23 protein-coding genes are annotated in these 21,318 nt (G+C 69.2%); 11 read left to right on the forward strand and 12 right to left on the reverse strand.

Translation table 11 applies throughout. From position 1 onward, the window contains the following. Window positions 1-8: 8 nt before the first annotated feature. Both JYA75_RS08120 and JYA75_RS08125 read left to right on the forward strand, forming a co-directional pair. Entirely contained in the window at window positions 9-305 is a 297-nt protein-coding gene (locus JYA75_RS08120; RefSeq protein ID WP_006931784.1) for a hypothetical protein, read from the forward strand. A gap of 86 nt (window positions 306-391) precedes the next feature. After that, window positions 392-1,042, forward strand: coding sequence for a response regulator (locus JYA75_RS08125; RefSeq protein ID WP_006931786.1), 651 nt, complete (start codon window positions 392-394; stop codon window positions 1,040-1,042). Window positions 1,043-1,049: 7 nt separating this feature from the next. Here the strand turns inward: JYA75_RS08125 and JYA75_RS08130 are convergent, their stop codons facing one another. The 7 genes from JYA75_RS08130 to JYA75_RS08160 all read right to left on the reverse strand — a co-directional run bounded on the left by JYA75_RS08130 (window position 1,050) and on the right by JYA75_RS08160 (window position 6,775). Beyond that, a complete protein-coding gene (locus JYA75_RS08130) occupies window positions 1,050-2,000 on the reverse strand; it encodes a PDR/VanB family oxidoreductase (protein WP_168580151.1) in 951 nt (316 codons plus the stop codon). A gap of 71 nt (window positions 2,001-2,071) precedes the next feature. Continuing rightward, on the reverse strand, window positions 2,072-2,836 hold the full coding sequence (locus tag JYA75_RS08135) for an SDR family oxidoreductase (protein ID WP_168580150.1): 765 nt from the start codon (window positions 2,834-2,836) through the stop codon (window positions 2,072-2,074). A 9-nt stretch (window positions 2,837-2,845) separates the two neighbouring features. Next, window positions 2,846-3,349, reverse strand: a complete 504-nt coding sequence (locus tag JYA75_RS08140) for an aromatic-ring-hydroxylating dioxygenase subunit beta (RefSeq protein WP_168580149.1) — start codon at window positions 3,347-3,349, stop codon at window positions 2,846-2,848. After that, complete coding sequence (locus tag JYA75_RS08145) at window positions 3,342-4,622, reverse strand: aromatic ring-hydroxylating dioxygenase subunit alpha (RefSeq protein WP_006931795.1); 1,281 nt, start codon at window positions 4,620-4,622, stop codon at window positions 3,342-3,344. The genes JYA75_RS08140 and JYA75_RS08145 overlap by 8 nt, the downstream gene beginning before the upstream one ends. 48 nt (window positions 4,623-4,670) lie before the next feature. After that, window positions 4,671-5,171, reverse strand: coding sequence for a nuclear transport factor 2 family protein (locus JYA75_RS08150; RefSeq protein ID WP_168580148.1), 501 nt, complete (start codon window positions 5,169-5,171; stop codon window positions 4,671-4,673). Window positions 5,172-5,174: 3 nt separating this feature from the next. Then, on the reverse strand, window positions 5,175-5,537 hold the full coding sequence (locus tag JYA75_RS08155; RefSeq protein WP_168580147.1) for a hypothetical protein: 363 nt from the start codon (window positions 5,535-5,537) through the stop codon (window positions 5,175-5,177). A 53-nt stretch (window positions 5,538-5,590) separates the two neighbouring features. Further along, window positions 5,591-6,775: an acyl-CoA dehydrogenase family protein gene (locus tag JYA75_RS08160; RefSeq protein ID WP_168580146.1), complete on the reverse strand. Its 1,185-nt coding sequence runs from the start codon at window positions 6,773-6,775 to the stop codon at window positions 5,591-5,593. Window positions 6,776-6,929: 154 nt separating this feature from the next. On the opposite strand from JYA75_RS08160, the gene JYA75_RS08165 reads away from it, so the two are divergent. The 3 genes from JYA75_RS08165 to JYA75_RS08175 all read left to right on the forward strand — a co-directional run bounded on the left by JYA75_RS08165 (window position 6,930) and on the right by JYA75_RS08175 (window position 10,442). Then, complete coding sequence (locus JYA75_RS08165) at window positions 6,930-8,399, forward strand: PAS domain S-box protein (RefSeq protein WP_006931801.1); 1,470 nt, start codon at window positions 6,930-6,932, stop codon at window positions 8,397-8,399. Window positions 8,400-8,616: 217 nt separating this feature from the next. Further along, window positions 8,617-9,315 (forward strand): response regulator transcription factor, encoded by a 699-nt coding sequence (locus JYA75_RS08170; RefSeq protein ID WP_185713132.1) that lies wholly within the window; start codon window positions 8,617-8,619, stop codon window positions 9,313-9,315. 23 nt (window positions 9,316-9,338) lie between these two features. After that, entirely contained in the window at window positions 9,339-10,442 is a 1,104-nt protein-coding gene (locus JYA75_RS08175; RefSeq protein ID WP_239010547.1) for a HAMP domain-containing sensor histidine kinase, read from the forward strand. 27 nt (window positions 10,443-10,469) lie between these two features. On the opposite strand, the gene JYA75_RS08180 is transcribed toward JYA75_RS08175, so the two are convergent. Then, complete coding sequence (locus JYA75_RS08180) at window positions 10,470-11,084, reverse strand: DUF2202 domain-containing protein (protein ID WP_185713130.1); 615 nt, start codon at window positions 11,082-11,084, stop codon at window positions 10,470-10,472. A 223-nt stretch (window positions 11,085-11,307) separates the two neighbouring features. Here JYA75_RS08180 and JYA75_RS08185 point away from each other — a divergent pair, with 223 nt between their 5' ends. Beyond that, window positions 11,308-12,738 carry a DUF1254 domain-containing protein gene (locus JYA75_RS08185; RefSeq protein ID WP_168580143.1) on the forward strand — a complete coding sequence of 477 codons (1,431 nt, stop codon included), beginning with the start codon at window positions 11,308-11,310 and terminating at the stop codon, window positions 12,736-12,738. A gap of 63 nt (window positions 12,739-12,801) precedes the next feature. Here the strand turns inward: JYA75_RS08185 and JYA75_RS08190 are convergent, their stop codons facing one another. Beyond that, entirely contained in the window at window positions 12,802-13,599 is a 798-nt protein-coding gene (locus JYA75_RS08190; protein ID WP_051359216.1) for an SDR family oxidoreductase, read from the reverse strand. 101 nt (window positions 13,600-13,700) lie between these two features. On the opposite strand from JYA75_RS08190, the gene JYA75_RS08195 reads away from it, so the two are divergent. Continuing rightward, on the forward strand, window positions 13,701-13,988 hold the full coding sequence (locus JYA75_RS08195) for a hypothetical protein (RefSeq protein WP_006931807.1): 288 nt from the start codon (window positions 13,701-13,703) through the stop codon (window positions 13,986-13,988). Here JYA75_RS08195 and phoU read toward each other — a convergent pair. Both phoU and JYA75_RS08205 read right to left on the reverse strand, forming a co-directional pair. Beyond that, window positions 13,939-14,610 (reverse strand): phosphate signaling complex protein PhoU, encoded by a 672-nt coding sequence (phoU, locus tag JYA75_RS08200; RefSeq protein WP_050035952.1) that lies wholly within the window; start codon window positions 14,608-14,610, stop codon window positions 13,939-13,941. The two genes, JYA75_RS08195 and phoU, sit on opposite strands and share 50 nt — an antisense overlap. 106 nt (window positions 14,611-14,716) lie before the next feature. Beyond that, on the reverse strand, window positions 14,717-16,504 hold the full coding sequence (locus tag JYA75_RS08205) for a thiamine pyrophosphate-requiring protein (protein WP_185713129.1): 1,788 nt from the start codon (window positions 16,502-16,504) through the stop codon (window positions 14,717-14,719). A gap of 169 nt (window positions 16,505-16,673) precedes the next feature. Between JYA75_RS08205 and JYA75_RS08210 the strand changes: the two genes are divergently transcribed. Both JYA75_RS08210 and JYA75_RS08215 read left to right on the forward strand, forming a co-directional pair. After that, the gene (locus tag JYA75_RS08210; protein WP_072636330.1) at window positions 16,674-17,165 is read left to right on the forward strand and encodes a metallophosphoesterase; all 492 of its coding nucleotides are present in this window, start codon (window positions 16,674-16,676) and stop codon (window positions 17,163-17,165) included. An 81-nt stretch (window positions 17,166-17,246) separates the two neighbouring features. Further along, the gene (locus JYA75_RS08215) at window positions 17,247-18,545 is read left to right on the forward strand and encodes a dipeptidyl aminopeptidase (protein ID WP_185713128.1); all 1,299 of its coding nucleotides are present in this window, start codon (window positions 17,247-17,249) and stop codon (window positions 18,543-18,545) included. A gap of 42 nt (window positions 18,546-18,587) precedes the next feature. On the opposite strand, the gene JYA75_RS08220 is transcribed toward JYA75_RS08215, so the two are convergent. Further along, window positions 18,588-19,292 carry a GAP family protein gene (locus tag JYA75_RS08220; protein WP_072636328.1) on the reverse strand — a complete coding sequence of 235 codons (705 nt, stop codon included), beginning with the start codon at window positions 19,290-19,292 and terminating at the stop codon, window positions 18,588-18,590. A 107-nt stretch (window positions 19,293-19,399) separates the two neighbouring features. Between JYA75_RS08220 and JYA75_RS08225 the strand changes: the two genes are divergently transcribed. Both JYA75_RS08225 and JYA75_RS08230 read left to right on the forward strand, forming a co-directional pair. Then, window positions 19,400-20,608, forward strand: a complete 1,209-nt coding sequence (locus JYA75_RS08225) for a histidine kinase (RefSeq protein WP_203329864.1) — start codon at window positions 19,400-19,402, stop codon at window positions 20,606-20,608. Continuing rightward, the gene (locus tag JYA75_RS08230; protein WP_006947321.1) at window positions 20,605-21,246 is read left to right on the forward strand and encodes a response regulator transcription factor; all 642 of its coding nucleotides are present in this window, start codon (window positions 20,605-20,607) and stop codon (window positions 21,244-21,246) included. The genes JYA75_RS08225 and JYA75_RS08230 overlap by 4 nt, the downstream gene beginning before the upstream one ends. The last annotated feature ends 72 nt before the right edge of the window (window positions 21,247-21,318 follow it).

The following is a 21,318-nucleotide window of genomic DNA, read 5'->3' on the forward strand; positions in this document are numbered from 1 at the left end:
GATCAGCCATGCTCGAACCCCGCCCCACCAACCACCACAGGATGTTCCTCACCTGCTACGAGGACACGTTCGACCGCGGCTGGCACCACGTCGATCTGTTCGTCCACGACGAGTACGGCCGTGAGGTCAACTGGGTCCACTGGACGGTGGAGGCCGACGGCCCCGAGGCGGCCGACGAGTCGGTCCGCAGGGAAGAACCACTCCTGCGACGGACCACCGCCTGGCGGCACCAGGTGAGCGCGGCGGGAATGAACTACTGGACCGCGGATGCCGGCTGGGACGACGCCGCGGCGGACGTCGCCTGAGCAGGTGGTTCCGCCCGCGCGGCGGACGGGGACAATGTCGGGAGCCAGGGATACGCCCTGGCTCCCGAATCCGGAGGTGAAGAGCCATGGCGGAGAGTGCGGACGACCTCCGAGCCGAGACGACGGTGTACGTGGTCGACGACGATCTCGAACTGTGCGAATCCGTCGACTGGTTGCTGGAGAGCATCGGGATCAGACCGGTGATCTGCCACAGCGGTGAGCAGTTCCTGAACGCCTACGACGGGAGCCGGCCGGCCTGCATCGTCCTCGACGTGCGCATGCCCCGCATGAGTGGGACACGGTTGCAGGAGAAGCTCAACGAGTTCGCGCCGCACGTGGCGATCATCTTCGTCTCCGCCCACGGCGACATCCGGATGTCCGTCTCCACCCTGAAGGCGGGGGCGCTGGACTTCCTCGAGAAGCCCTACGATCCGCAACGGCTGCTGGACGCCGTGCAGGCCGGGGTGGAGAAGGCCCGGCTCCGCTTCACCGACCATGTCGTGCGGGAATCCGTCCGGAACAAGGTCTCGTCCCTCACGCCGCGCGAGCGTCAGATCCTGGCCCTGGTGGTCGAAGGCCTACCCAGCCAGAACATCGCCCGGAAACTCGGCATGAGCGTGAAGACCGTCGACGTCCATCGTGCTCGCATCAAGAGCAAGACGGACGCCGACAGCATCAGCACCCTCGTGCGGGACGTCCTTCGGTACGGGGTGGACGTGCCGGTCGAGGATCAGTAGTCGAGGATCAGTAGTAGTCCAGCACCAGGCGCTCGCCCGCTGCCCGGGACACGCAGACTGCCATGATCTCGCCGGATTCCTTCTCGGACTGCGTGAGAACGTTGTCCCGGTGGATCGGAGTCCCTGCCAGCACCTGCATGATGCAGGTACCGCAGATGCCCTCCTGGCAGGACGTGTCCACGTCGCAGCCGTTCTCCTGAAGCACCTCGACGATGCTCCGGTCGGCCGGGACCTGATAGGTCTCCCCCTCCAGTTCCACCTCGAACGCGGAGTTCTCGGAGGCGTCCGGCTGTTCCGCCGCGTGGAAGTTCTCGAGATGGATCGACCCGGCCGGGACGTGCCGGCCGGCGAGCGCAACGACCTTGGTCATGAACCCGTCGGGTCCGCACGTGTAGACGTGGGCGCCGGGATCCATTCCCGCAAAGGTGGTTCCGAGGATCTCGTCCTGGTCCTGCCGGGCCACCCCCAGATGGGCACGGAGCTTCTCCGGGCAGCGGTCACGCAGCAGCGGAAGGAAGGCGGCTTCCTTCTCGCTGCGCGCGAAGTAGTGCAGTTCGAAGCTGATGCCGTGGACGTCCATGTAGCGCGCCAGGCTCAGCATCGGGGTGATGCCGATGCCGGCGGCGACCAGGACGTGGTGCGTGGCGTCCGTCGCGATGCTCAGCAGGTTCCGCGGGGAGCTGATCCGGAGAACGTCGCCCACCCCCACTTCGTGGAGGGCGGCCGAGCCGCCGCGGGAGTTCTCCTCGCGCTTCACCGCGAAGGCGAACGAATCCTGCGCATCGGGCGTGCTGAACAGCGAGTACTGGCGGGTGATCGACGTGGGTCCGACGACATCGATGTGCGCGCCCGGCAGATACGTACCCAGTGGCGATCCGTCGGGCTTCGCCAGCCTGAACGATCTGACGGTGGGTGATTCCTGAATGATCTCGGCGACGGTGACGTCGATGAGTGCCATGTCCGTTCTCCTCGTGAATTTCTCCGGACGGAAAACGCCGACCGGGGCCCTCCCGGACGGGAGGACCCCGCTCAGCGGAGGTACAGCCCGCCGTTGACGTCCCAGCAGGCACCTGTGACGAAGTAGCCGTCGTCCGAGGTGAGCAGCCCGACCATGTCCGCCACGAACGACGGACTTCCCAAGCGGCCCACCGGAATCCCGGCGACGATGCCCGCGAGCCTGTCCGGGGGCACCGTGGCCCGCACGACCGGGAGGTCGTGCGGCCCGGGAGAGATCGCGTTCACGGTCACTCCCCGGCCGGCCAGCTCGCGCGCGAAGACCTTGGTGGTGGTCAGGATCGCTCCCTTGGAGGCCGCGTAGTGGCCACCGGTTGCCGTCCCTCCGTTCTGGCCGGCAAGTGAGGCCATGTTGACGATCCGTCCGAAGCCCTGGTCGGCCATGGCCGCGCCGAACACCTGGCAACCGAAGAAGATGCTGTTCACGTTCGTCGTGAGCACACTCGTGAAGTCCGCCTCCGCCAGGTTCATCAGCTCCGCTGCCTGCGTGACGGCAGCATTGTTGACGACGATCGTGGGGATGCCCCAGATCTGCCGGCATGTCGCCAGGGCCTCCTCGAATCCGACCTTGCGACTGACGTCGAGCTCGAGACCGCGTGCGGTCGATCCGTCGGGGGACAACTCCGCCGCGAGGGCTTCGACACCGGCCGTGTCGATGTCGGCGAGCAGAACCCTTCTACCGTCGGCGTGGAGTTTCCGGGCAATGGCGGCACCCATACCTCCGGCCGCGCCGGTGACAACGGCGATACCCGGCCCGGTGCCGGTGGACTGAGAGATCACATCGGCCCCCTACAGCAGGTAACCCGAGGCGCTGACCGCGTCCTCGCTGTCGATGAGCCGCACGACCTTGAGTGAGATTCTGTCCCCGTCCGCTCCGAGAACGATCCGGTGGGTCAGCTCGGCGCCGAGCGTCGTGAATTCGTTGCGCTTGAACGCATTGAGGATCTGGGCCGATCGGAGAGTGACCGAGGTTTCGGTGATTTCCTCCACGGTGAACCGCGAGACGATCCGCACGGTCCGGGCCGCGGCCACCGCGGAGGGCGAGTAGCCCTGCATCATCCGCTCGACGCGCAGGTGCCGCATGCGCTTGTCGTCGTAGACCATGTTCAGGCCCGCGGCGAAGTCGTCGGTGTCCGGATCGATGGGAATCACGTAATATGCGTCGTCCGTGTACATCTGCTCCCAGGCTCGATAGTCCTTGGCATCGAGGACCTGAGCTTCCTTCCAGACGAGCTCGATCGCCCGGAGGGTACGGGAGTCCGTCAGGGTCGGCATCGGTACGACCTCAGTCATTGCTCATCATCTTCTTCCACATCGCGTAGGCTTCCCGCATCCCCGTCTCGTCGGTGACATGAGAGGTGGGCCAACCTTCTTCGGTCGTGTACTCGCGTCCCTCGCCGCGGTTGACGAGGATCGGCATGTTCGGATTGCCGCCGGCCCCGATCTGCACCCGGATCCAACCCTCGGCGTCGTCGGGGCTACCGAAACCGAACGGCCCCTGGAAGTGCTCGTGGATCCTCAGTCGCTCGCGGTTGACGCTCTCGGGCCCGCCGTCCATGCCGAGGGCCATGTGCCAGATCTCGGTCTCGTCGACGGAGAGAGGGATCAGGACCCGGAAGAACGACGACGACATCGCGACGTTCGGGAAGGTGTTGAGGTTGAACCCGCAACCGTGCATGGAACGCATATAGCGACGGATCCGTTCGGGGCTTTCTCCCGCGGCGGCGAGTTCGTCGACCAGATGCTGGAAGCGGGGCTGGATCTCCTCCGTTCCGTCGTCCACATCGAGATCCGCGTGGGCCGCGGCCATGATCGCGACGCTGTGCCCGTTGCCGAGGGCGTGGGTCTCGGCCGCGGGGTCGTCCATGAATGACATCATGTCCGCCGTCTCGGCGTCGACGGAGGCCATCCACGACTTGTGCACCATCGGGAAGTGGTACCCGTCCGTGGTGTTCTCGAGCTGGATCTTCCAGTTCCCCTTGAACCGGAACTTGTGAACGCCGAGCACCTTGGTCGGAAATCCGTTGCTCTGCTTGAAGAAGCGTTCCATCCAGATCTTGGCGTCGCCGAGGAAGTCCTCGAGCGGCTCGGCGTCCTGGTCGAAGGTTGCCCAGATCATCCCCAGGTAGCTCTCGGTGCGCAGCGTCTGGAGCGGGAAGTCCTTCTTGTCCACGACGCCCTCGTAACCGTCCGGGTAGGGGATGCCGCGAAGACGTCCGTCGAGTGCGTAGGACCAGTTGTGGTACGGGCACGTGAAGCCGTTGGCCTTGCCGCTGCGCTGGTCGCACACCGTCGCCCCGCGATGCCGGCATCGGTTCAGCAGGGTGTTGAAGTTGCCCTTGCGATCCCGGGTCACGATGACCGGCTGGTCTCCGACCTGGGTGGTCTTGAACGAGCCCGCCTCCGGGATCTCGCTCTCGTGTGCCACCCACACCCAGGTCTTGTAGAAGATCTTCTTCATCTCCTCCTGGAAGATGTCCGGATCGGTGTACAGCCGGCCCGCGACCCGGTCGTTCGCGACGAGGTCCGCGTAGGTGCGTGCGGTGGGTTCTTCTGTCGTCGTCATGTGATTCCTTCGTTCGTGAAGTGCAAGGGCGGGCATCACCGGGATGCATCAGATCCGTTGGAACATCGCCTCGGCGGGCAGCGGCGCGGCGAACATCCGGCGGGTGCAGAACCGGCTCATGCGAGCCGCCGTACGTCCCCCGGTCCGGCCCAGGTCGAAGTCGATCGCGAGCCGGGCGCAGAGAATCTCGGCCGTTCCCGTCGCATAGAGCGACAGTTGCTGCATGATCCACTGCCCGCTCGCACGGTTGCCGTCGAGACGGATCTGCTCGCTCCCGAGGAGATGCACGTTGCGGAGGAAGTGGTCGGCCGGCGGCAGGTACCGGGACACGAGGGCCACGATTTCGTCTCGGCCCCTGGCGATTCCGAATTTGCCGGCGTACTCCGGACCCAGTCCTTCCCAGGTCGCGTCGTCGGTGAACAGGACGCCGAGCTGATCCGGGCTCTGCAGCGGGCCGGGCACGTCACACAGGTCCAGATAGCGGGCGAGACAGTCGCGGACGGCCTCCTTCGCCTCGACCACCTCGAGGCGGTGCTCCGTGTCGGTCACGGATCAGACCTCGACGTCGGCGCGGATCGTCAGCTCTCGGCCCATGCGGGCCTCGATCTTGAAGTACTTCCAGAGGGCGTACTCGCCGATCATCGTCGTCCGCAACAGGTTGCACGCGGCCCGCACGGTTTCCTGGTCCTTCACGTCGGCCAGGACGTAGCAGGTCCAGGGCCAGCCGTCGGACGGGCCCACCATGTGGGCGTCGTCGTCGAACGTGCCGATGACATGGATGCCGTCCATGTTCGCGAGATTCGAGAGCATGGTGGAGATGCCGACCCACACCGGGCCGATCTCCGCCTTCGGCAGGTCGAAGAAGTTCTGGTTGTTGCCGATGCAGAACAGGGTGCGCAACGGTTCGGCGGTCATGGGGCGTCCTTTCGCTGGGAAGGCAGGCGCTGGTCTCGAAGATCCCGCCCCGGTCAGGGGAAACTGGGGATCCCGGGTTCCAGGCCGAGGAGAACGGCTCCGGCCGCCTCGAAGGTGTTGGTCTGAAGCATGGCGTGCTGAGCCGGGACGAGAGCGTCCCGAAGGTAGCGCTGCAGCGGGTGGCTCTCGTAGATCGCCCCGGTGCCGGCCAGGTCGAACGCGGCGAGCACGACGTTGCGGCCGACGTGGGCGGCCTGGGTTGCTCCCAGGCGGAGCAGGGCCGTGTACTCGTCGGTGATCTCGTCGCCGCGGACCGCCAGGTCCCACACCTCGTCGGTGATCTCGTAGAAGAAGGCCCGAGCGGAGCGGAGATCGGCCTCGGCGCGGGCCAGGCCGGTCTTGTAGGCGGGCCGGTTTCCCTTGCTGTCACCGCCGGTGATGCTGGATCGGACCGCTCCGACCTCGTGGACGTAATCCAGCGCGCCGCGGGCGGCGCCGAGAGTCACCACCGCCAGCACCTGGGCGGCATAGGCGAGCGACGGATACCGTGTGAGCGGCTCGTCGATCAGGGGAGCGCCACCGCGGACGAACGTCATCTCCTCGGGGACGAAGAGCCTGTCGGCCTTCACTGCGTGTGACCCCGTCGCCTTCATTCCGGCGACATCCCAGTTCTCCACGATCTCCACGTCGGCAGGGTCGACGAGGGCGGTCAGTGGCTTGCCGTTCGTTTCCGGGCCTCCGGCGAGACCGATGCCGAGGATGTCGGCGCCCAGGCATCCGCTGGCGAACTGCCAGAGCCCGCTGCACAGGTAGCCGCCGTCCACCTTCTCGGCCTTCTGCATGGGGAACAACCCGCCGGCATAGGCGACGTCCGGGCCGTCGGAGTAGATCGTCTCCTGGGTTTCGACCGGCAGGGCCGCGAAGTACACGAGCGAGGATCCGAAGCTTGCCACCCACCCGGTGGCCGGATCCACCGCGGAAATCCGCTCGATCTGCCTCATGAAGGAGGAGGGGGCCATCGGTTCTCCGCCGAACCGTGCCGGGGTCGACGCGCGGTAGAGTCCGGCCTGCTTCAAGAGCGCGATGAAGTCCTTCGGCACGAATCGTTGCCGGTTGAACTCGTCGCGCCGGTCCAGCAGCACGGCGAGGGCGTCCTCGAAGGCCTTCTCCCGTGCAGGGCCCACCGCTGCCGCCTGCACTGGTTTGATCGTGCTCCGGATCGCCATCGTCGTCTCCATCCACCTCGTCGTGTCGCGCTGAGGAAAACGCTAGGAAAGGTTCGGACGAGGCGGTATCGGGATTTCCTCCGCCGGTCATAAAGCATTCCCCTATGGTCGATCCGCCGCTCGTGGGTCGACAATGAACCGTCACGGCACCCGGAGGTGAGGATCGATGTTCCCGACAGGCCGCGACTTCCAGGAGATGGTGGAGAAGACGGAAACAGGGATCCTCATCCACGAGGCCGCGTCCAAGAACATCCTCTGGGCCAACCCCGCCGCGTGCCGGATGTTCGGTTTCACCCTCGACGAACTGCGACCGTTGAAGGCCCACCACATGAGCAGCCAGGAGCGTCAGTACCGGCGCTCGGTCGGGGTGGCGTGGTTGCAGGACGCGGTCGTACACGGCTCGAGCCGCAGACAGTGGAAGTACCGGACCAAGGACGGTCAGGACTTCCTGGCAGACGCGGTCGCCTCGCTCCTGACCTTCCAGGACGGGCAGGTCGTGATGGTCGAGTTCCGCAACATCGCCGAAGAGGTGGAGCTCCAGGAGGAGCTCAGCTGGGTGTCGCAGTCCCTACAGCGCATCATGACGCACACGTCGGCGGGCATCGTGGTGCTCGACGAGATGAACTGCATCGAGGACATCTCGCCGCTCGCGGCCCAGCTCTTCGGCAGAACGCCGGACGAACTGTCCGGTGTGTACCTGGAGGATCTGGGCCGGTGTGAGCCTCGCCTGACCGCCGAGCCCGTCGTCGCCAAATTGGACGCGGCGGCCGGGCCGGTGGGCATCATGCAGGAGATCGAGAAGAGCGACGGCAGCACCACTTGGCTGGCCGGCTTTCTCGAGGCCGTGGTGCACGACGGAATGACGTCCCGGGTGCTGACGATCCGTGACGTGACGGATCGCGTGGAGTGGGAACGCCGGCATGCGTATCAGGAGGCCAACCTCCAGTACCTCAGCCGGTACAACGCGATGGGTGACATGGCCATGATCCTCGCTCACGAACTCGGGCAGCCCCTCGCCGCCTCGACGAACTATCTGAGCGGCCTCAAGGCGCGCATCTCCGACCGATCCCTCGACCCCGAGGCGCTGAGCTACGGGTTGGACAGGATGGAGAAGCAGCTCGGCCGGGCGGCGGAAATCGTGTCCTCCGTGAAGCGCTACGTGCGGCGGATCGAGAGCACCAAGGCTGCCATCGACCTCAACGAGACGGTCGAGGAGAGCCTGTACTTCGTTCGTCTGCGGGCAGCCGAGCGGGGCGTGCACATATCGATCGACAGGTCCCGTTCCCCGTTGCCGGTGGAAGGAGAGAGCGTGCTGATCGGGCAGGTGGTCATCAACCTCTGCTTCAACGCGATCGACGAGATCGTGTTGCCCTCGACTTCCGTCAAGGAGCTGACCGTCCGGACGGCCCGGCGGGGTGAGTGGGCCTGCGTCTCCGTTCTCGACCAGGGACGAGGGATGGACGGTGCCTCGGGAAACCGTCTGGCCTCCGGGGCCTTCTCGGCCAAGCAGGACAGTTCCGGGATCGGCCTGATCATCTCGGAGCACATCGTCGAGCGACACGGGGGCAGCATCCGGTACCTGCCAAACCACCCGCACGGTACCGAGGTCCGGATGTGCCTGCCCATCTCCGAGTAACTGCGTCCACCTGGGTGGCAGCCTCGGGTGATGCGGATGTGCGCACGCTCCGCAGGACGGGCCGGAGACGTGGGCGTTCACGGGTCTGTGCAACGACACCTCCGCGGCGGGCTGCGCGGCTGGACTACCCTCGGTCTGCCAGTCGAACACCTCGAGGGACCCTCCTGTCCACAGCAGCCCGTCGCCCGGTCGGACCGGCGGATCGAAAGGGGAAACTGTGCCCCGCAGCGTCCTCGTCGTCGACGACGAACCCCACATCCGTCGCGTCCTGCGCGGCTACCTCGAGGCGGACGGCTACGACGTCATCGAAGCCGCAACGGGCTCGCAAGCGCTGACATCGGTGCAGTCCCGCCGCCCCGACCTGGTGCTGCTCGACATCCGCCTTCCCGACCTCGACGGTCTCGAGGTGCTGCGCAGGATCCGCGGATTCTCCGACGTGTACGTCGTGTTGGTCACCGCGCGCGCCGAGGAGGTCGACAAGCTGGTGGGTCTGGCGGTCGGCGCCGACGACTACATCACCAAACCGTTCGCGCCTCGCGAGGTCGCCGCCCGCGTCCGTGCCGTCCTGCGCCGCGCCCGAGGCACCGACGGTGGGACCTCCCGCGTGGTCGTCGCCGGTCTGACCGTCGACCCCGACTCCCGGGAGGTGACGGTCGACAGCACTCCCGTGGAACTGTCCGCGCTCGAGTTCGACCTGCTCCTGGCCCTGGCCCGGGCGCCGGGCCGGGTGTACTCGCGCCGGCAACTGCTCGAGAAGGTGTGGGGCGGCGACTTCTTCGGTGACGAACGGGTCGTGGACGTGCACATCCGCAGCATCCGCCGGGCGCTCGGTGACGACGCCACCGCCCCCCGCTTCATCGGGACCGTCCGCGGGGTCGGCTACAAGTTCGTGGCCACGGCCGGGGCCGACCGGTGAACCTCGGCGGTTCCCGGTTTCCCGTGCCGAGCCTGACGACGCGGCTGTTCGTCTCCCATCTGCTGGTGGCGGTGGTCGGAGCGCTGGTCACCTTCGCCGTCGTCCGGGTCGCGGCGCCGGCGTTGTTCGACGAACGCGCCCCCGGTCCCGGCGGCGGCCGCAACCGCACGAACGGGTCTTCTCCGTTGCGCGAGGTCGTGGCCGATGCCGTGACGACGGCGTTGCTGCTCGGGGTGCTTGCCGGGGTGATCGCGGCCGCCGCGCTGGGTCTGCTGGCGTCCCGGCGCCTGCTGCGGTCGCTGCGGTCGGTGCGCTCGGGCACCCGGGCGATCGCCACCGGTGACTACCGGCACCGCATCCCGGTGCCGCCGGAGGTGGAACTTGCCGCGGTCGCCACCGATGTCAACGATCTCGCCATCCGCCTCGCCGACACAGAAGCCCGGCGGGTCCGGCTGCTGTCGGAGGTGGCGCACGAGATGCGCACCCCGTTGACCGTGATCGACGGCTACGCCGAGGGTGTCCTCGACGGTGTCTTCGCACCGGCAGAGCTGGTCCAGATCGAAACCGAGGTGGGCCGGCTGCGCAGGCTCGCCGATGATCTGTCCACCCTGTCCCGGGCGGAGGAGGGCCGTTTGGACCTGCACCCGGCCGACGTCGATCTGTCCGGCCTCGTCGTGCAGGTCACGGGCCGGTTGCGCCCGCAGTTCGACGATGCCGGCCTGACCTTGACCGTGCACCCGCCGTCCCGGCCGGTCGTGGTGTGGGCCGATGCCGACCGGATCACGCAGGTGCTGACCAATCTGCTCGGCAACGCCCTCGCCGCGACGGAGACCGGCGGCGTGAGCATCGACATCACCGCCGGTCGAGACGTCGCCACCGTCACCGTCACCGATACGGGCGAGGGACTCGACCGGGACGATGTGGAACGGATCTTCGAGCGCTTCTACCGGGTCCCGTCCCGGCGCCGGGGCGAGCACGATCTCGGCTCCGGCATCGGCCTGACCATCAGCCGGGGCATCGCCCGCGCCCACGGCGGCGACCTGTCGGCCGACTCTCCCGGCCGCGGTCACGGATCACGGTTCACACTGCAGCTGCCCACTCGAAGCGACCACCCGATCCGACGCTGACACATCCGCGCCTTCCGCGGCCGTGCGCTACTCCGAGTGCTGCGGTCCCTGCCCGTGTCCCTGGCCCTGCCCGTGTCCGCCGGCCGGCTCCTCGCCGGTCAGGGCTGCCCGGAAGGCCTGCAGATGGTGCTCGGAACCGGTGCGCAGCTTGCCGTACAGGCGGTCGATCGCGTCCTCGTCACTGACCTCGATCGCGGTGGACAGTTCGGCGATGTCGGCGGCCTCGAGTTCGGCCCCGACCGCGTACGCCTCCTCGACCGAGGTCAGACCGCGGGCGAGCCAACCGTCGTAGGCGCTCTGCAACTGAGGCTCGGCGTAGGTTGCGGCAGTGAGCCCGGCCGATGGATCGCTCACACCGTACCGACCGAGCAGAGCGCCGACGGCATCGTAGTGACGCTGTTCGCTGGCGGAGATGCGCTCGAAGATCTGTGCCCCCCACTTCTGCGCGAACTGCTGGTACAGATCTCGTGCCAGGCGTTCCTCCTCCCGCATCACCACCAGGTCGGACTGCTCCTGTGTGGACAGCGCACCGCCCGTGCCCTCGTCCGGCTCCTGGGCTGTCGCGACGGCCGTCCCGAATCCGGCGATTCCGATCGTCGCCCCTGCCGCGAGTGCGGCCACTGTCTTCCGCCAGGTGTTCATCACCGGCACCACCTTTCTCTCACCACCGAGTCAACGCACCGTCGGTGAAGGGTTCCCGTCCCGATGTGTGAAGCTTGTGTGAGAGGGCCACCGCAGGGACGGGTTCGGCAGATGCCGGGGTCCTCGGCTTCCGCTGGGGCGAGCTATGGGCTTTGGACCCTAGAGAGCCGGTGATGTGATTCGTAGCGTCGGAGTCGGCGGCATCGCGACGAGGAGGCTGGCGATGACTGATACGACGGCGACCCCCATCCCGGCCGGCATCGAGTCGCCCGACGAGGTTCACACCCGGTTGGGCACGTTGCGGTTCTTCGACGGCTTCCCGGACGACGCGACGGTCCGGACGTTGTTCGACAACCTGGACTTTCAGCGTGCCGTGCAGGCGTACCTGCTGGCTCTGCCCGCGCTGAACATGGCGGCGATGCGCAGCGCGCTCCTCGAATGGGGCCCGGTGAACTCGACGGCGTACGTCTTCGAAGACCTGATGCATCCGCGCACCGTGTGGCTCACGGCTAACACGAGCACGTCGTACACCGCCATCTGGATCGACCTGCACGACGGTCCGCTCGTGATCGAGGCGCCGCCCGGCGTGCTGGGCGCGATCGACGACAGCTGGGGACGCTGGGTGGTCGACGTCGGCCTGACCGGACCCGACAAGGGCCGGGGCGGCGCCTACCTGCTGCTGCCCCCCGGCTACGACGGTGAGGTCCCCGGCGGCTACTTCGTGGTGCGGACCAACAGCTTCGGCATGGTGCTGTTCGTTCGGGGCTTCCTCGACGAGCACGGCGATCCCCACCCCGCCGTCGAGGTCATCAAGGACAAGACCCGGGCCTACCCCCTCGCGCTCGCGGGCCGTCCGCCGTCCATGCGGTTCGTGAACGTGTCGCCCGAACCCATGGTCGGCGTCCCCCCGGCCGACTTCCGGGCGTGGGAAATGCTCGACGAGGTGGTGCAGTCGGAGCCGCCCGAGTCGTCCGATCCGCTCACCCTGGGATTCTTCGCCTCGATCGGCATCCGGCGCGGCAGGCCGTTCGACCCCGACGAGCGCATGCGCGCGATCCTCACCGAAGCCGCCGCGGTGGGTGACGCCACCGGTCGCGCCCTCACCTACCGGTTCCGGCAGCCGGAGGCCTACCGCTACCCGGGCAGTACTTGGCGCGCATTCTTCCTCGGTGGTCATCGGTTCGAGGAGGACGGGGTCGCCCTGCTCGACGCCGCCGCTCAGTTCAACTTCTCGGTGACCGGCGTGAGTCCGGCAGAGGACGTCGAGAGGATCGGCACCGGTTCCCAGTACGTCGTCGCCTGCGTCGACGCCGACGGCGCCCCGTTCGACGGCGGCCGGACCTACCGGCTCCGCGTCCCTGCGAACGTTCCGGCCGGCAACTTCTGGTCGATCCTCGCCTACGACACCCAGACCCGGTCCATGCTGCAGACCGGACAGGAGTGGCCGTCGGTGACGAGCCAGGACCGCGATTTCACCACGAACGAGGACGGCTCCGTCGACGTCCACTTCGGTCCCGAACCGCCCGAGGACGGTCACAACTGGATCCAGACCGTTCCCGGCAAGAGCTGGTGGGCCATGTTCCGGCTGTACGGCCCCCTCGCACCGTGGTTCGACAAGACGTGGCAGCTGCCGGACATCGAGCGACTCGCGTAGAGGCGCCGACGCGGCCTCGTGGTGCCCTCGGCCCGGCACCGGCGAGATCCAGTCGGTGCGATCTCAGATCTCGCGCCAGCTCTCCCCGGCCATGTCGTGGCCGTGTGCCGCCATGAGCATCAGTCCACCGTCGACGGGAATCGAGCCGCCCGTGAGGTACGACGAGCGCGGCGACGCGAGGAATGCGATGGCCGACGCGACCTCGTTGACGTGCCCGGGCCGGCCGACCGGGTTGCCGGGGCGGTCCTCACGATACGCCTGGGATTCGTCCATGCCCGTCATCGGGGTCGAGATCTCGCCCGGCGCAATCGCATTGACGAGTATGCCGTGCCGTCCCAGCTCGAGTGCGAGGCACTTGGTGAGCATGCCCAGGCCGGCCTTGGCGCTGCAGTAGGCGGCGGCGCCGAGCCGGGGGATGTGCTCGTGCACACTCGTGACGTTGATGATCCGGCCACCGCGGCCGCCCGCGATCATCCGCCGGGCGGCGCGCTGAGCGCACAGGAACGGACCCTCGAGGTCGGTCGCGAGAACCTCCCGCCACGTGTCGTAGCTCAGGTCGAGGATCCGGTCCATGTGCCCGGTTCCGGCGTTGTTGACCAGAACGCCCAGGCCGCCGAGCTTCTCGGCGAGCGTGTCGACGACGTCGGCGGTGTCCGGACTGGTCAGGTCCTGGTGGACGACGAAGCAGCGCTGTCCGCGCTCCTCGATCCCGTCCCGGGTGTTCCGGGCCCCGGCCTCGTCGGTGTGGAACGTGATGCCTACGTCGAATCCCTCCGAGGCCAGCACCTCGGCGGTGGCTTTTCCGATTCCCGAATCGGCTCCGGTGACGATCGCAAGTCTCTCGGGTGCAGGAATATTCATGCAGGGCCTGTACCCACTCGTCGTCCCCTCCACGCCGATCGGTGGTCGACGGGCGCTCACCTCGAGTAACGTCATGACCGGTGAGCACAGGAGGTGCACCCATGACGACCTTTGCCGTGACCGACACCGGCGACGGGCTGGATGTCACCGTCGACGGCACGACCCACCGCCTCGGCGTGGCGGACGCGCGCCGGCTCGCACACCGGATTCTCGACGTCGTCCACGCCGCCTATCCCGAACGCACGGGCGCGGGACTCGAATCGTGGCCCACGGAGCGCCTGGAGGAGTTCGTCGCCGACCTCGAACGGACCGTGAACCCGGACCGGCCCGGGCACATTCTCAGGGCCGCTCGGGTGGAGCTGGATCGCCGTCGGGGCGCCGCCCGGTGATGAGGAAGATGACCCGTTCGGCCACGTCCACGGCCTGGTCCCCGAAGCGTTCGTAGAAGCGTGCCACCAGGGCGAGGTCGACGGCGGGGGTCACGCCGTGCTTCCACGCCGGGTCCCGGAGCGTCCCGAGCAGACGGGCGTGGACGGCGTCGAGTTCCGCGTCGGTGCTCCGGACCCGGGTGACCAGCTCCAGATTCGGCTCCGTGAAGACGTCACACAGTCCGCGCGCCATGCCGGCCGTGAGTTCGCCCATCCGGGCGATGTCGTCCCGGACCTCGTCGGGGGCGAGCTCTCCGGGGGTGCGCCGCCGGGCTGCCCGCGCGATGTGCAGGGCGAGCTGGCCCATCCGCGCCAGGTCGCTGCTCATCCGCACCGCCGAGAAGACGAACCGGAGATCGCCGGCCACCGGATGCTGCAACGCCAGGATCGCCACGGCCCGCTCGCTGCACTCGGTGTGCAACGTGTCGATCTGCTCGCCGAGATCGAGCGCCTCCTCGGCCGCGGCCACGTCGCCGTCGAGCAGCGCACGCGTCGACAGCTCCAGGGCCTTCGCCGCGAGCTCGGCGAGACCGCGGAGCCTGCCGGTGAGGTCGCGTAACTGTTGATCGAACGAGGCCCTCATGTACACCGATCCACTGCGCTGTCCTCCGTTGCCGTTACGGGGGTATACCCGGAAGCGGCCCCGTCGACGCCCGGTGGAGGCCCTTCGGGCCGGGGAACCGCCGCCGTCAGCTCTCGGCTTCCTGCTCGCGCTGCCGCCGCAGCCGCTGTGCGGCCGTGTGCGCGCCTTCCCGCTCGAGGGCCTGGAGCATCTTCTCGACCTTGTCCGCAGAGGCGCGCGGCGGCAGCAGCGGGGTAGCCGGATCGACGACCGCCTGGATCAGCACCGGACGGTCGGCGGTCAGGGCGGTGTGCCACGCCCCGTCGACGTCCTCGGGGCGATCGACCCGGATGCCCTCCAGGCCGAGCAGCCGGGCGTAGTCGGCATAGGGGAAGGGCGGGACGGTCTGCGAGGCGGGGATGCGGGCGTCGCCCTCCATTTCCCTCTGCTCCCAGGACACTTCGGTGAGGTCGCCGTTGTCGAGGACGAGGACGACGAAGCGCGGATCGGCCCAGTCTCGCCAGCGGTGGGCAAGGGTGATCAGCTCCGAGATGCCGTTCATCTGCATGGCGCCGTCCCCGGCCAGGGCGATCACCGGACGATCCGGATGGGCGAGCTTGGCGGCCAGTCCGTACGGCATCGCGGACCCCATCGAGGCGAGCGTGCTCGACAGGTGCGCCGGCACTCCCGGCGGCAGTCGCAGGAAACGCGCGTACCAATACACGACCGATCCGACGTCCACCGCCACCTGGGCGTCCGCCGGGAGCCGGTCGGACAGGGCTGCGACGACAGCCTGCGGATCGAGGACGACGGCCTGCGGATCGAGACCGTCCGGGGGCTCCGTGCACCGTGCGGCGGCGATCCGCCGCCAGTTCCGGACCATCTGCTCGACGTCGCGGCGCCACGGTCCGGCGGTCCGGTGCAGCCGGGGCAGCAGGGCGCGCAGGGTCTCGCGGGCGTCCCCGGCGAGGGGCACCTCGACGGGATACTTGGCGCCGAGGTTGCGGGCGGCGATGTCGATCTGCACGGCACGTGCCTGTCCCGGGGCGGGATAGAACTCCGTCCACGGATCGTTGCTGCCCACGATCAGCAGGGTGTCGCATCCGGCCGTCAGGTCCGCAGAGGCGGTCGTGCCGAGGTGTCCCATGACACCGCAGGCCCAGTCCCGGGACTCGTCGATCACCGGTTTGCCGAGCAGCGACGTCGTGACGCCGGCGCCGAGCAGCTCCGCGACCTCGCCGATCTCCGGGGCCGCGCCGTATGCGCCCTGGCCGACGAGCAGCGCGACCCGTCGCCCGGCGTTGAGCAGGTCGGCGGCCCGGTCGAGATCGGCGTCGGTGGGCAGCACCCGCGGGACCGCGACCGTCGCGGCGCTGGGGACCACGCCGTGGGCGTGCTCCTCCCCGGCGACGTCGGCCTGCTGCACGTCGTGCGGGACGATCACACACGTCGGGCTGGAGGTCGCCCGTGCGGTGCGGAAGGCGTTGTCGAGCACCGCGCCGAGTTGTTCGGGGGTATCGAGGGTCTGCACGTACTGGGCGCACACGTCCTTGAACAGCGTGGGCAGCGCGACTTCCTGCTGGTAGCCGCTGCCCTGGGCCGTCGTCACCACGTGTCCGACGATCGCCACCACCGGTTTGCCGTCCAGCTTGGCGTCGTAGAGGCCGGTGAGCAGATGCACCGCCCCGGGTCCCTGGGTGGCGAGGCACACCCCCACCTCCCCGGTGTATTTCGCGTGCCCGGTGGCCATGAAGGCCGCCATCTCCTCGTGCCGGGCGGTGACGAGCTCGATGTGCTCGGCCGCCCGATCCAGAGCGGCCAGGATCGGGTCGATCCCGTCTCCGGCGTAGCCGAAGACGCGGTGGACGCCCCAGGCCCGGAGCCGGTCGACTATCCCGTCGGCGACGTTGGCCATGCCGTTCCTCCCGGTGGCGCCCGGCGTCCGCCGCGGGCGTCCTTCGTCGTGTCCTCCGGGGCCGGGTGCCCGGTGGGGGACGGGCGAAACCTCGGCGCCGAGCGCGACGAGAATCGTTCGGGGCGGGCGGGCGGGCGGGGTGGTCCGTCCCGGGCGGCACACTGGTCGCATGAGGTTGCTGCTGCTGGCCGACACCCACATCCCTGCGCGTGCGAGGGACCTGCCGGCCCGGGTGTGGGAGGAGGTCGATCACGCCGACGTGGTGCTGCACGCCGGCGACTGGGTCGAGGTTGCGTTCTTCGACGCCCTGTCCGAGCGGTCCGCCCGGTTGGTCGCGTGCTGGGGCAACAACGACGGTGCCGAGTTGCGGCGCCGGATGCCCGAGACCGCGCGCGTGACATTGGAGGGTGTGCGCTTCACCGTCGTCCACGAGACCGGAGCCTCGGCAGGCCGGGACGGGCGGATGTCGGCCGCTCATCCCGACACCGACGTTCTGGTGTTCGGGCACAGCCACATTCCGTGGGACACCACCACGGCGACGGGGCTGCGCCTGCTCAACCCGGGGTCACCGACCGACCGTCGGCGCCAACCGTTCTGCACCTTCGTGACCGCGACCGTCGCCGACGGCGGACTGCACGAGGTGGAACTGCACCGCCTGTGACGGGCGGAAGTCGGATATCGAGCCGAACGACCGGTTCGGGCGTACGGTGGGTGTGCCCCGCCACCGCCCGAGGGAGCCCACATGCCTGCATCCTTCTTTGCGCATCCGCACCAGGCGTTCACCGCAGGTTTCTACCGCGACGAGGACTTCGACTTCGAGGTCCGGTTCCTGCTCGGACAGGCCGTGCACGGTGCGGCGGACGTGGGGGAGGTGCTCGCCACCATCGCCCCGATCGGCGAGAAGGATCACGAGAAGTGGTTCGAGGGCTGGGTGGCGCTCGGCAGTCGCGTCCGGGGGCTCGCCGATGCCTCCGCCGAGGCCGGGCACGTCGTCAGTGCCGCGGGCGCATATCTGCGTGCCGCAACGTATTTCGCTACCGCAGTCAACTCCGTGGACGGTCTGGCCGACGACGGCCCGCTGCTGCCGACGTTTCGGCAGCACCGGGCGGCGTGGGACCGGTTCGTCGAGACCACCCCGCACCCGGCCGAGCGGGTGGACATTCCCTACGAGGACGGCTTCCTGCCGGGCTACCTGCTGCGGCCGCTCGGCGAGGAGACCCGCGAACCACGCCCCACCCTGATCCTGAACAACGGCAGCGACGGGCCCATCAGCAGCCTGTGGACCGCCGCCGGGGCCGGCGCCCTCGCCCGCGGCTACAACGTGCTGTTCTTCGACGGTCCGGGCCAGCAGTCCATGCTGTTCGAGCGCGGCGTGCCGTTCCGGCACGACTGGGAGGCCGTGATCACGCCGATCGTGGACTTCCTCCTCCGGTACCCGGAGGTCGACGGCTCGCGCATCGCCCTCTACGGGATCAGTCAGGCCGGATACTGGGTGCCGCGCGCACTGGCCTTCGAGCACCGGATCGCGGCGGCAATCGCCGATCCGGGGGTGGTCGACGTGTCCGCGTCGTGGCTCGCCCACATGCCCAAGAACATGATCGAGTTGCTCGAGAAGGGCGACCGGGAGAAGTTCGATCGCGACATGGCCTTCGGAATGCGGCTGTCGGGCCGGCTCGAGCGCACGTGGCGGTTCCGGGCCCGCCCCTACCGCAGGATGGACTCGTACTTCGACACCCTCACCGAGGTGCTGAAGTACCGGCTCGGCGATCTCCCCGAGTCGATCACGACGCCGCTGTTCGTCACCGACCCCGAGGACGAGCAGTTCTGGCCCGGCCAGTCCCGGCAGCTCGCCGAGCGGCTGCGCGGGGCGAAGGAACTGGCGTCGTTCACCGCGGCGGAGGGTGCCAACTTCCACTGCCAGCCCCTCGCTCGCAGCCTCACCGACCAGCGGATGTTCGACTGGCTGGACACGGTGCTGGCCGACCGGGCCCGCGTCCGGGCCTCCGGCGGCGCGTCGGCGCGTGAGGTGGCGGACGGCTGAGCGAGGTGGCCGCCGGGCAGGAGATCCGGCCCGGAGACCTCCTCAGTCCGCGAAGAACAGGGCCGCCGCCGCATCCCGCGCGATCAGAAACCCGGCGATACCCAGCACCCATCCCAGCGCCGAGTCGGCGTGCCGGGCGGTGAACTCGTCGAGACGTCGCAGCAGCGGCTCGATCCGCCGGTGCACGACGAGCCGGCCCACCACCAGCAGCAGGGCCGGCAGCACCATCACCGCGCAGTACCCGGCGAGCAGGCCGGCGCCGGTGGCGGCCGGCAGGCCCGTCGCCACGATCGTCCCGATCGCCGCCAGGTACGGCAGCATCGTGGCGACCTCGACGGTCCCGGCACCGAGCGCGAGCACTGCCACACCGGACGCCGTCCGTTGCCGCTCGAGGGCCCGGGAGCGCCAGTGCCGCAGCCGGCTCCCGCGGCCCGCAACCCGCGCCTTCCCCGAGTCGAATCGCCAGCTCATCGCGAACAGAGCCGCGCCCACCGAGAGTTGCGCCCAGTGCCACGCCGTCGTGTCGCTCCACCGCGCGAGCGCCGCGGCGCCGCTCCGGCCCGCGGACATCAGCACGAGTCCGACGACGAAGTAGAACGCGGCGATCGACAGCAGGTACACCAGCAGGCGGCGTACGGGGGGCCGGCCCGGCACGGTGAGCAACCACAGCGGCACGACGAGGGTGCCGAGACTGGTGCTGTCCACGAGCGCCAGCACCGCGAGCGTGCCCAGGAGAGCGAGGTCCATGGCTCGATGCTCGGCGGTCACCGCACGCGTGTCGTCGGTCTTCGGAACGAGGCGGGGTCCTCCGTCGGGAGGACGAACCGGCCGCGCGCCTGTGCTGTGATGAACGGGTGCCGCGTTGGTCGTCTCTCTCCGTCACCGCGCAGGGCTGGTGTATCGCGGTGGCCGAGTTCCTGCTCGGGCTGCTGTTGCTGTCCGCAGGTCTGTACGAACTCGCCCCCGTCAGGGTGGAGGCTCCGGCGGCCGTGCGTATCGGCCTGCTGGCGGCCGTGTGCGGCGCAGCGGTGCTCCGGGTGCGGCGGCCGGTGGCGGCACTCGTGCTCGGTGCGGTGCCGCTGGGCATCGACCTCCTGCTCGGGCCGTCCCTGCCCGTGTGGCTCGTCTACTCCGACCTGCTCTACGCCAGCGTCCGCTACGGCACCGAGCGGCAGGCACGGGCGCTGCTCGGCCTCGCCTCCGCGCTCTCCGCGGCCTGTTTCGGGGTCGTCTACGTCGTCACCGGGAACTGGCAGCTGCTGGTGCTCACGGCGATTGCGCTGTCCGCGTTCGTCGGCACTCCGCTGTGGTGGGGGCGCGCGGTCCGGTTGCACAAGGACGTCGCCGACGCCGAACGCGCCCGCGCCGAGGCCGTCACCACGATCGCCGAACTCGACCGGCGGGCCGCCGTGGCGGCCGAGCGCAACCGCATGGCCCGCGATCTGCACGACGTCGTCGCCGGGCACCTGTCGGCGATCGCGATCCAGTCCGAGGCCGCGCTGGGCCTCTCCCGCGATGCGTCGTCGCCGACGGCCCGCCGGATGGAGGCGCTGCACGCCGTGCTCGAATCGGTGCGGAGCAACAGCGTCGACGCGCTCGAGGAGATGCGGGAGATGATCGGACTACTGCGGGACCGGCCCGTCCTCGGCGAGACGACCGCGCCCGGGCGGCTGGCCCACCTCGGCAAGCTCGTCGACTCGGCCCACGCCGGGGGCACCGTCGTCCACGTCCGTCGGTCGGGTCCGGGGCGGCAGCTGCCCGTCGCCGTCGACCACGCCGCCTATCGCATCGTCCAGGAGGCCCTGACCAACGCCGCCAAGCACGCGCCCGGCGTCCCCGTCGAGCTGTCGCTGGACGCGCGCGGCGACCGGTTGGAGGTGACCGTGCGCAACCCGCTCCCCGACGGGACGGTTGCCGCGCCGCGCACGCCGTCGGGCGGCCGGGGCCTGGCGAGCATGCGGGAACGCACCGAGCTTCTCGGCGGCCGGTTCCGGGCGGGTCCGTCCGACGGGACGTGGGTCGTGGGGGCGTCGCTGCCGCTGCGCCCGGGAGCGCCGTCGTGATCCGGGTGTTGCTCGCCGACGACCACGGAGCCATCCGCGCGGGGCTGGCGATGATCCTGTCCGCGACCTCCGATCTCGAGGTGGTCGGCGAGGCCGCCGACGGCGACGTCGCCGTGCGTCAGGTGCGGGCGCTGCGGCCGGACGTGGTGCTCATGGACATCCGCATGCCGGGCACCGACGGCATCGAGGCCACCCGCCGGATCCGCGAGACGAGCGATACCCAGGTGCTCGTCCTCACGACCTTCGACGTCGACGAGTACGTCCTGGGTGCGCTGCGCGCCGGCGCCGCGGGCTTCCTGCTGAAGTCGGCCTCCGCGCAGGAACTGACCGACGGTATCCGGCGGGTGGCCCACGGCGACGGCGTGCTGTCCCCGCAGGTGACCCGCACCGTCATCGCGGGCCTGGCCGCCGGTGCCGCCGAACCGGTGCCGCCGCCGACCGGCGTGGACCTGCTCACGGACCGGGAACGCGAGGTGCTCGACTGCCTCGGTGAGGGCCTGGCGAACCAGCAGATCGCCGAGCGCCTGAACATCGGCGCCACCACCGTCAAGACCCACGTCTCCCGGGTCCTGGCGAAGCTGGGGGTGGATTCGCGGTTGCACGCCGCGTTCGTCGCCCGGCAGATCGCGGGCAGGTAGGTCGCCTCCTCCGGAGGGAGGACACCCGGTCCGTCGGATGGCCGACGCGCCGGCGACCGCCTCGCGTCAGAG

Source organism: Rhodococcus sp. PSBB066 (assembly GCF_017068255.1).
Lineage (GTDB): Bacteria > Actinomycetota > Actinomycetes > Mycobacteriales > Mycobacteriaceae > Rhodococcus > Rhodococcus aetherivorans.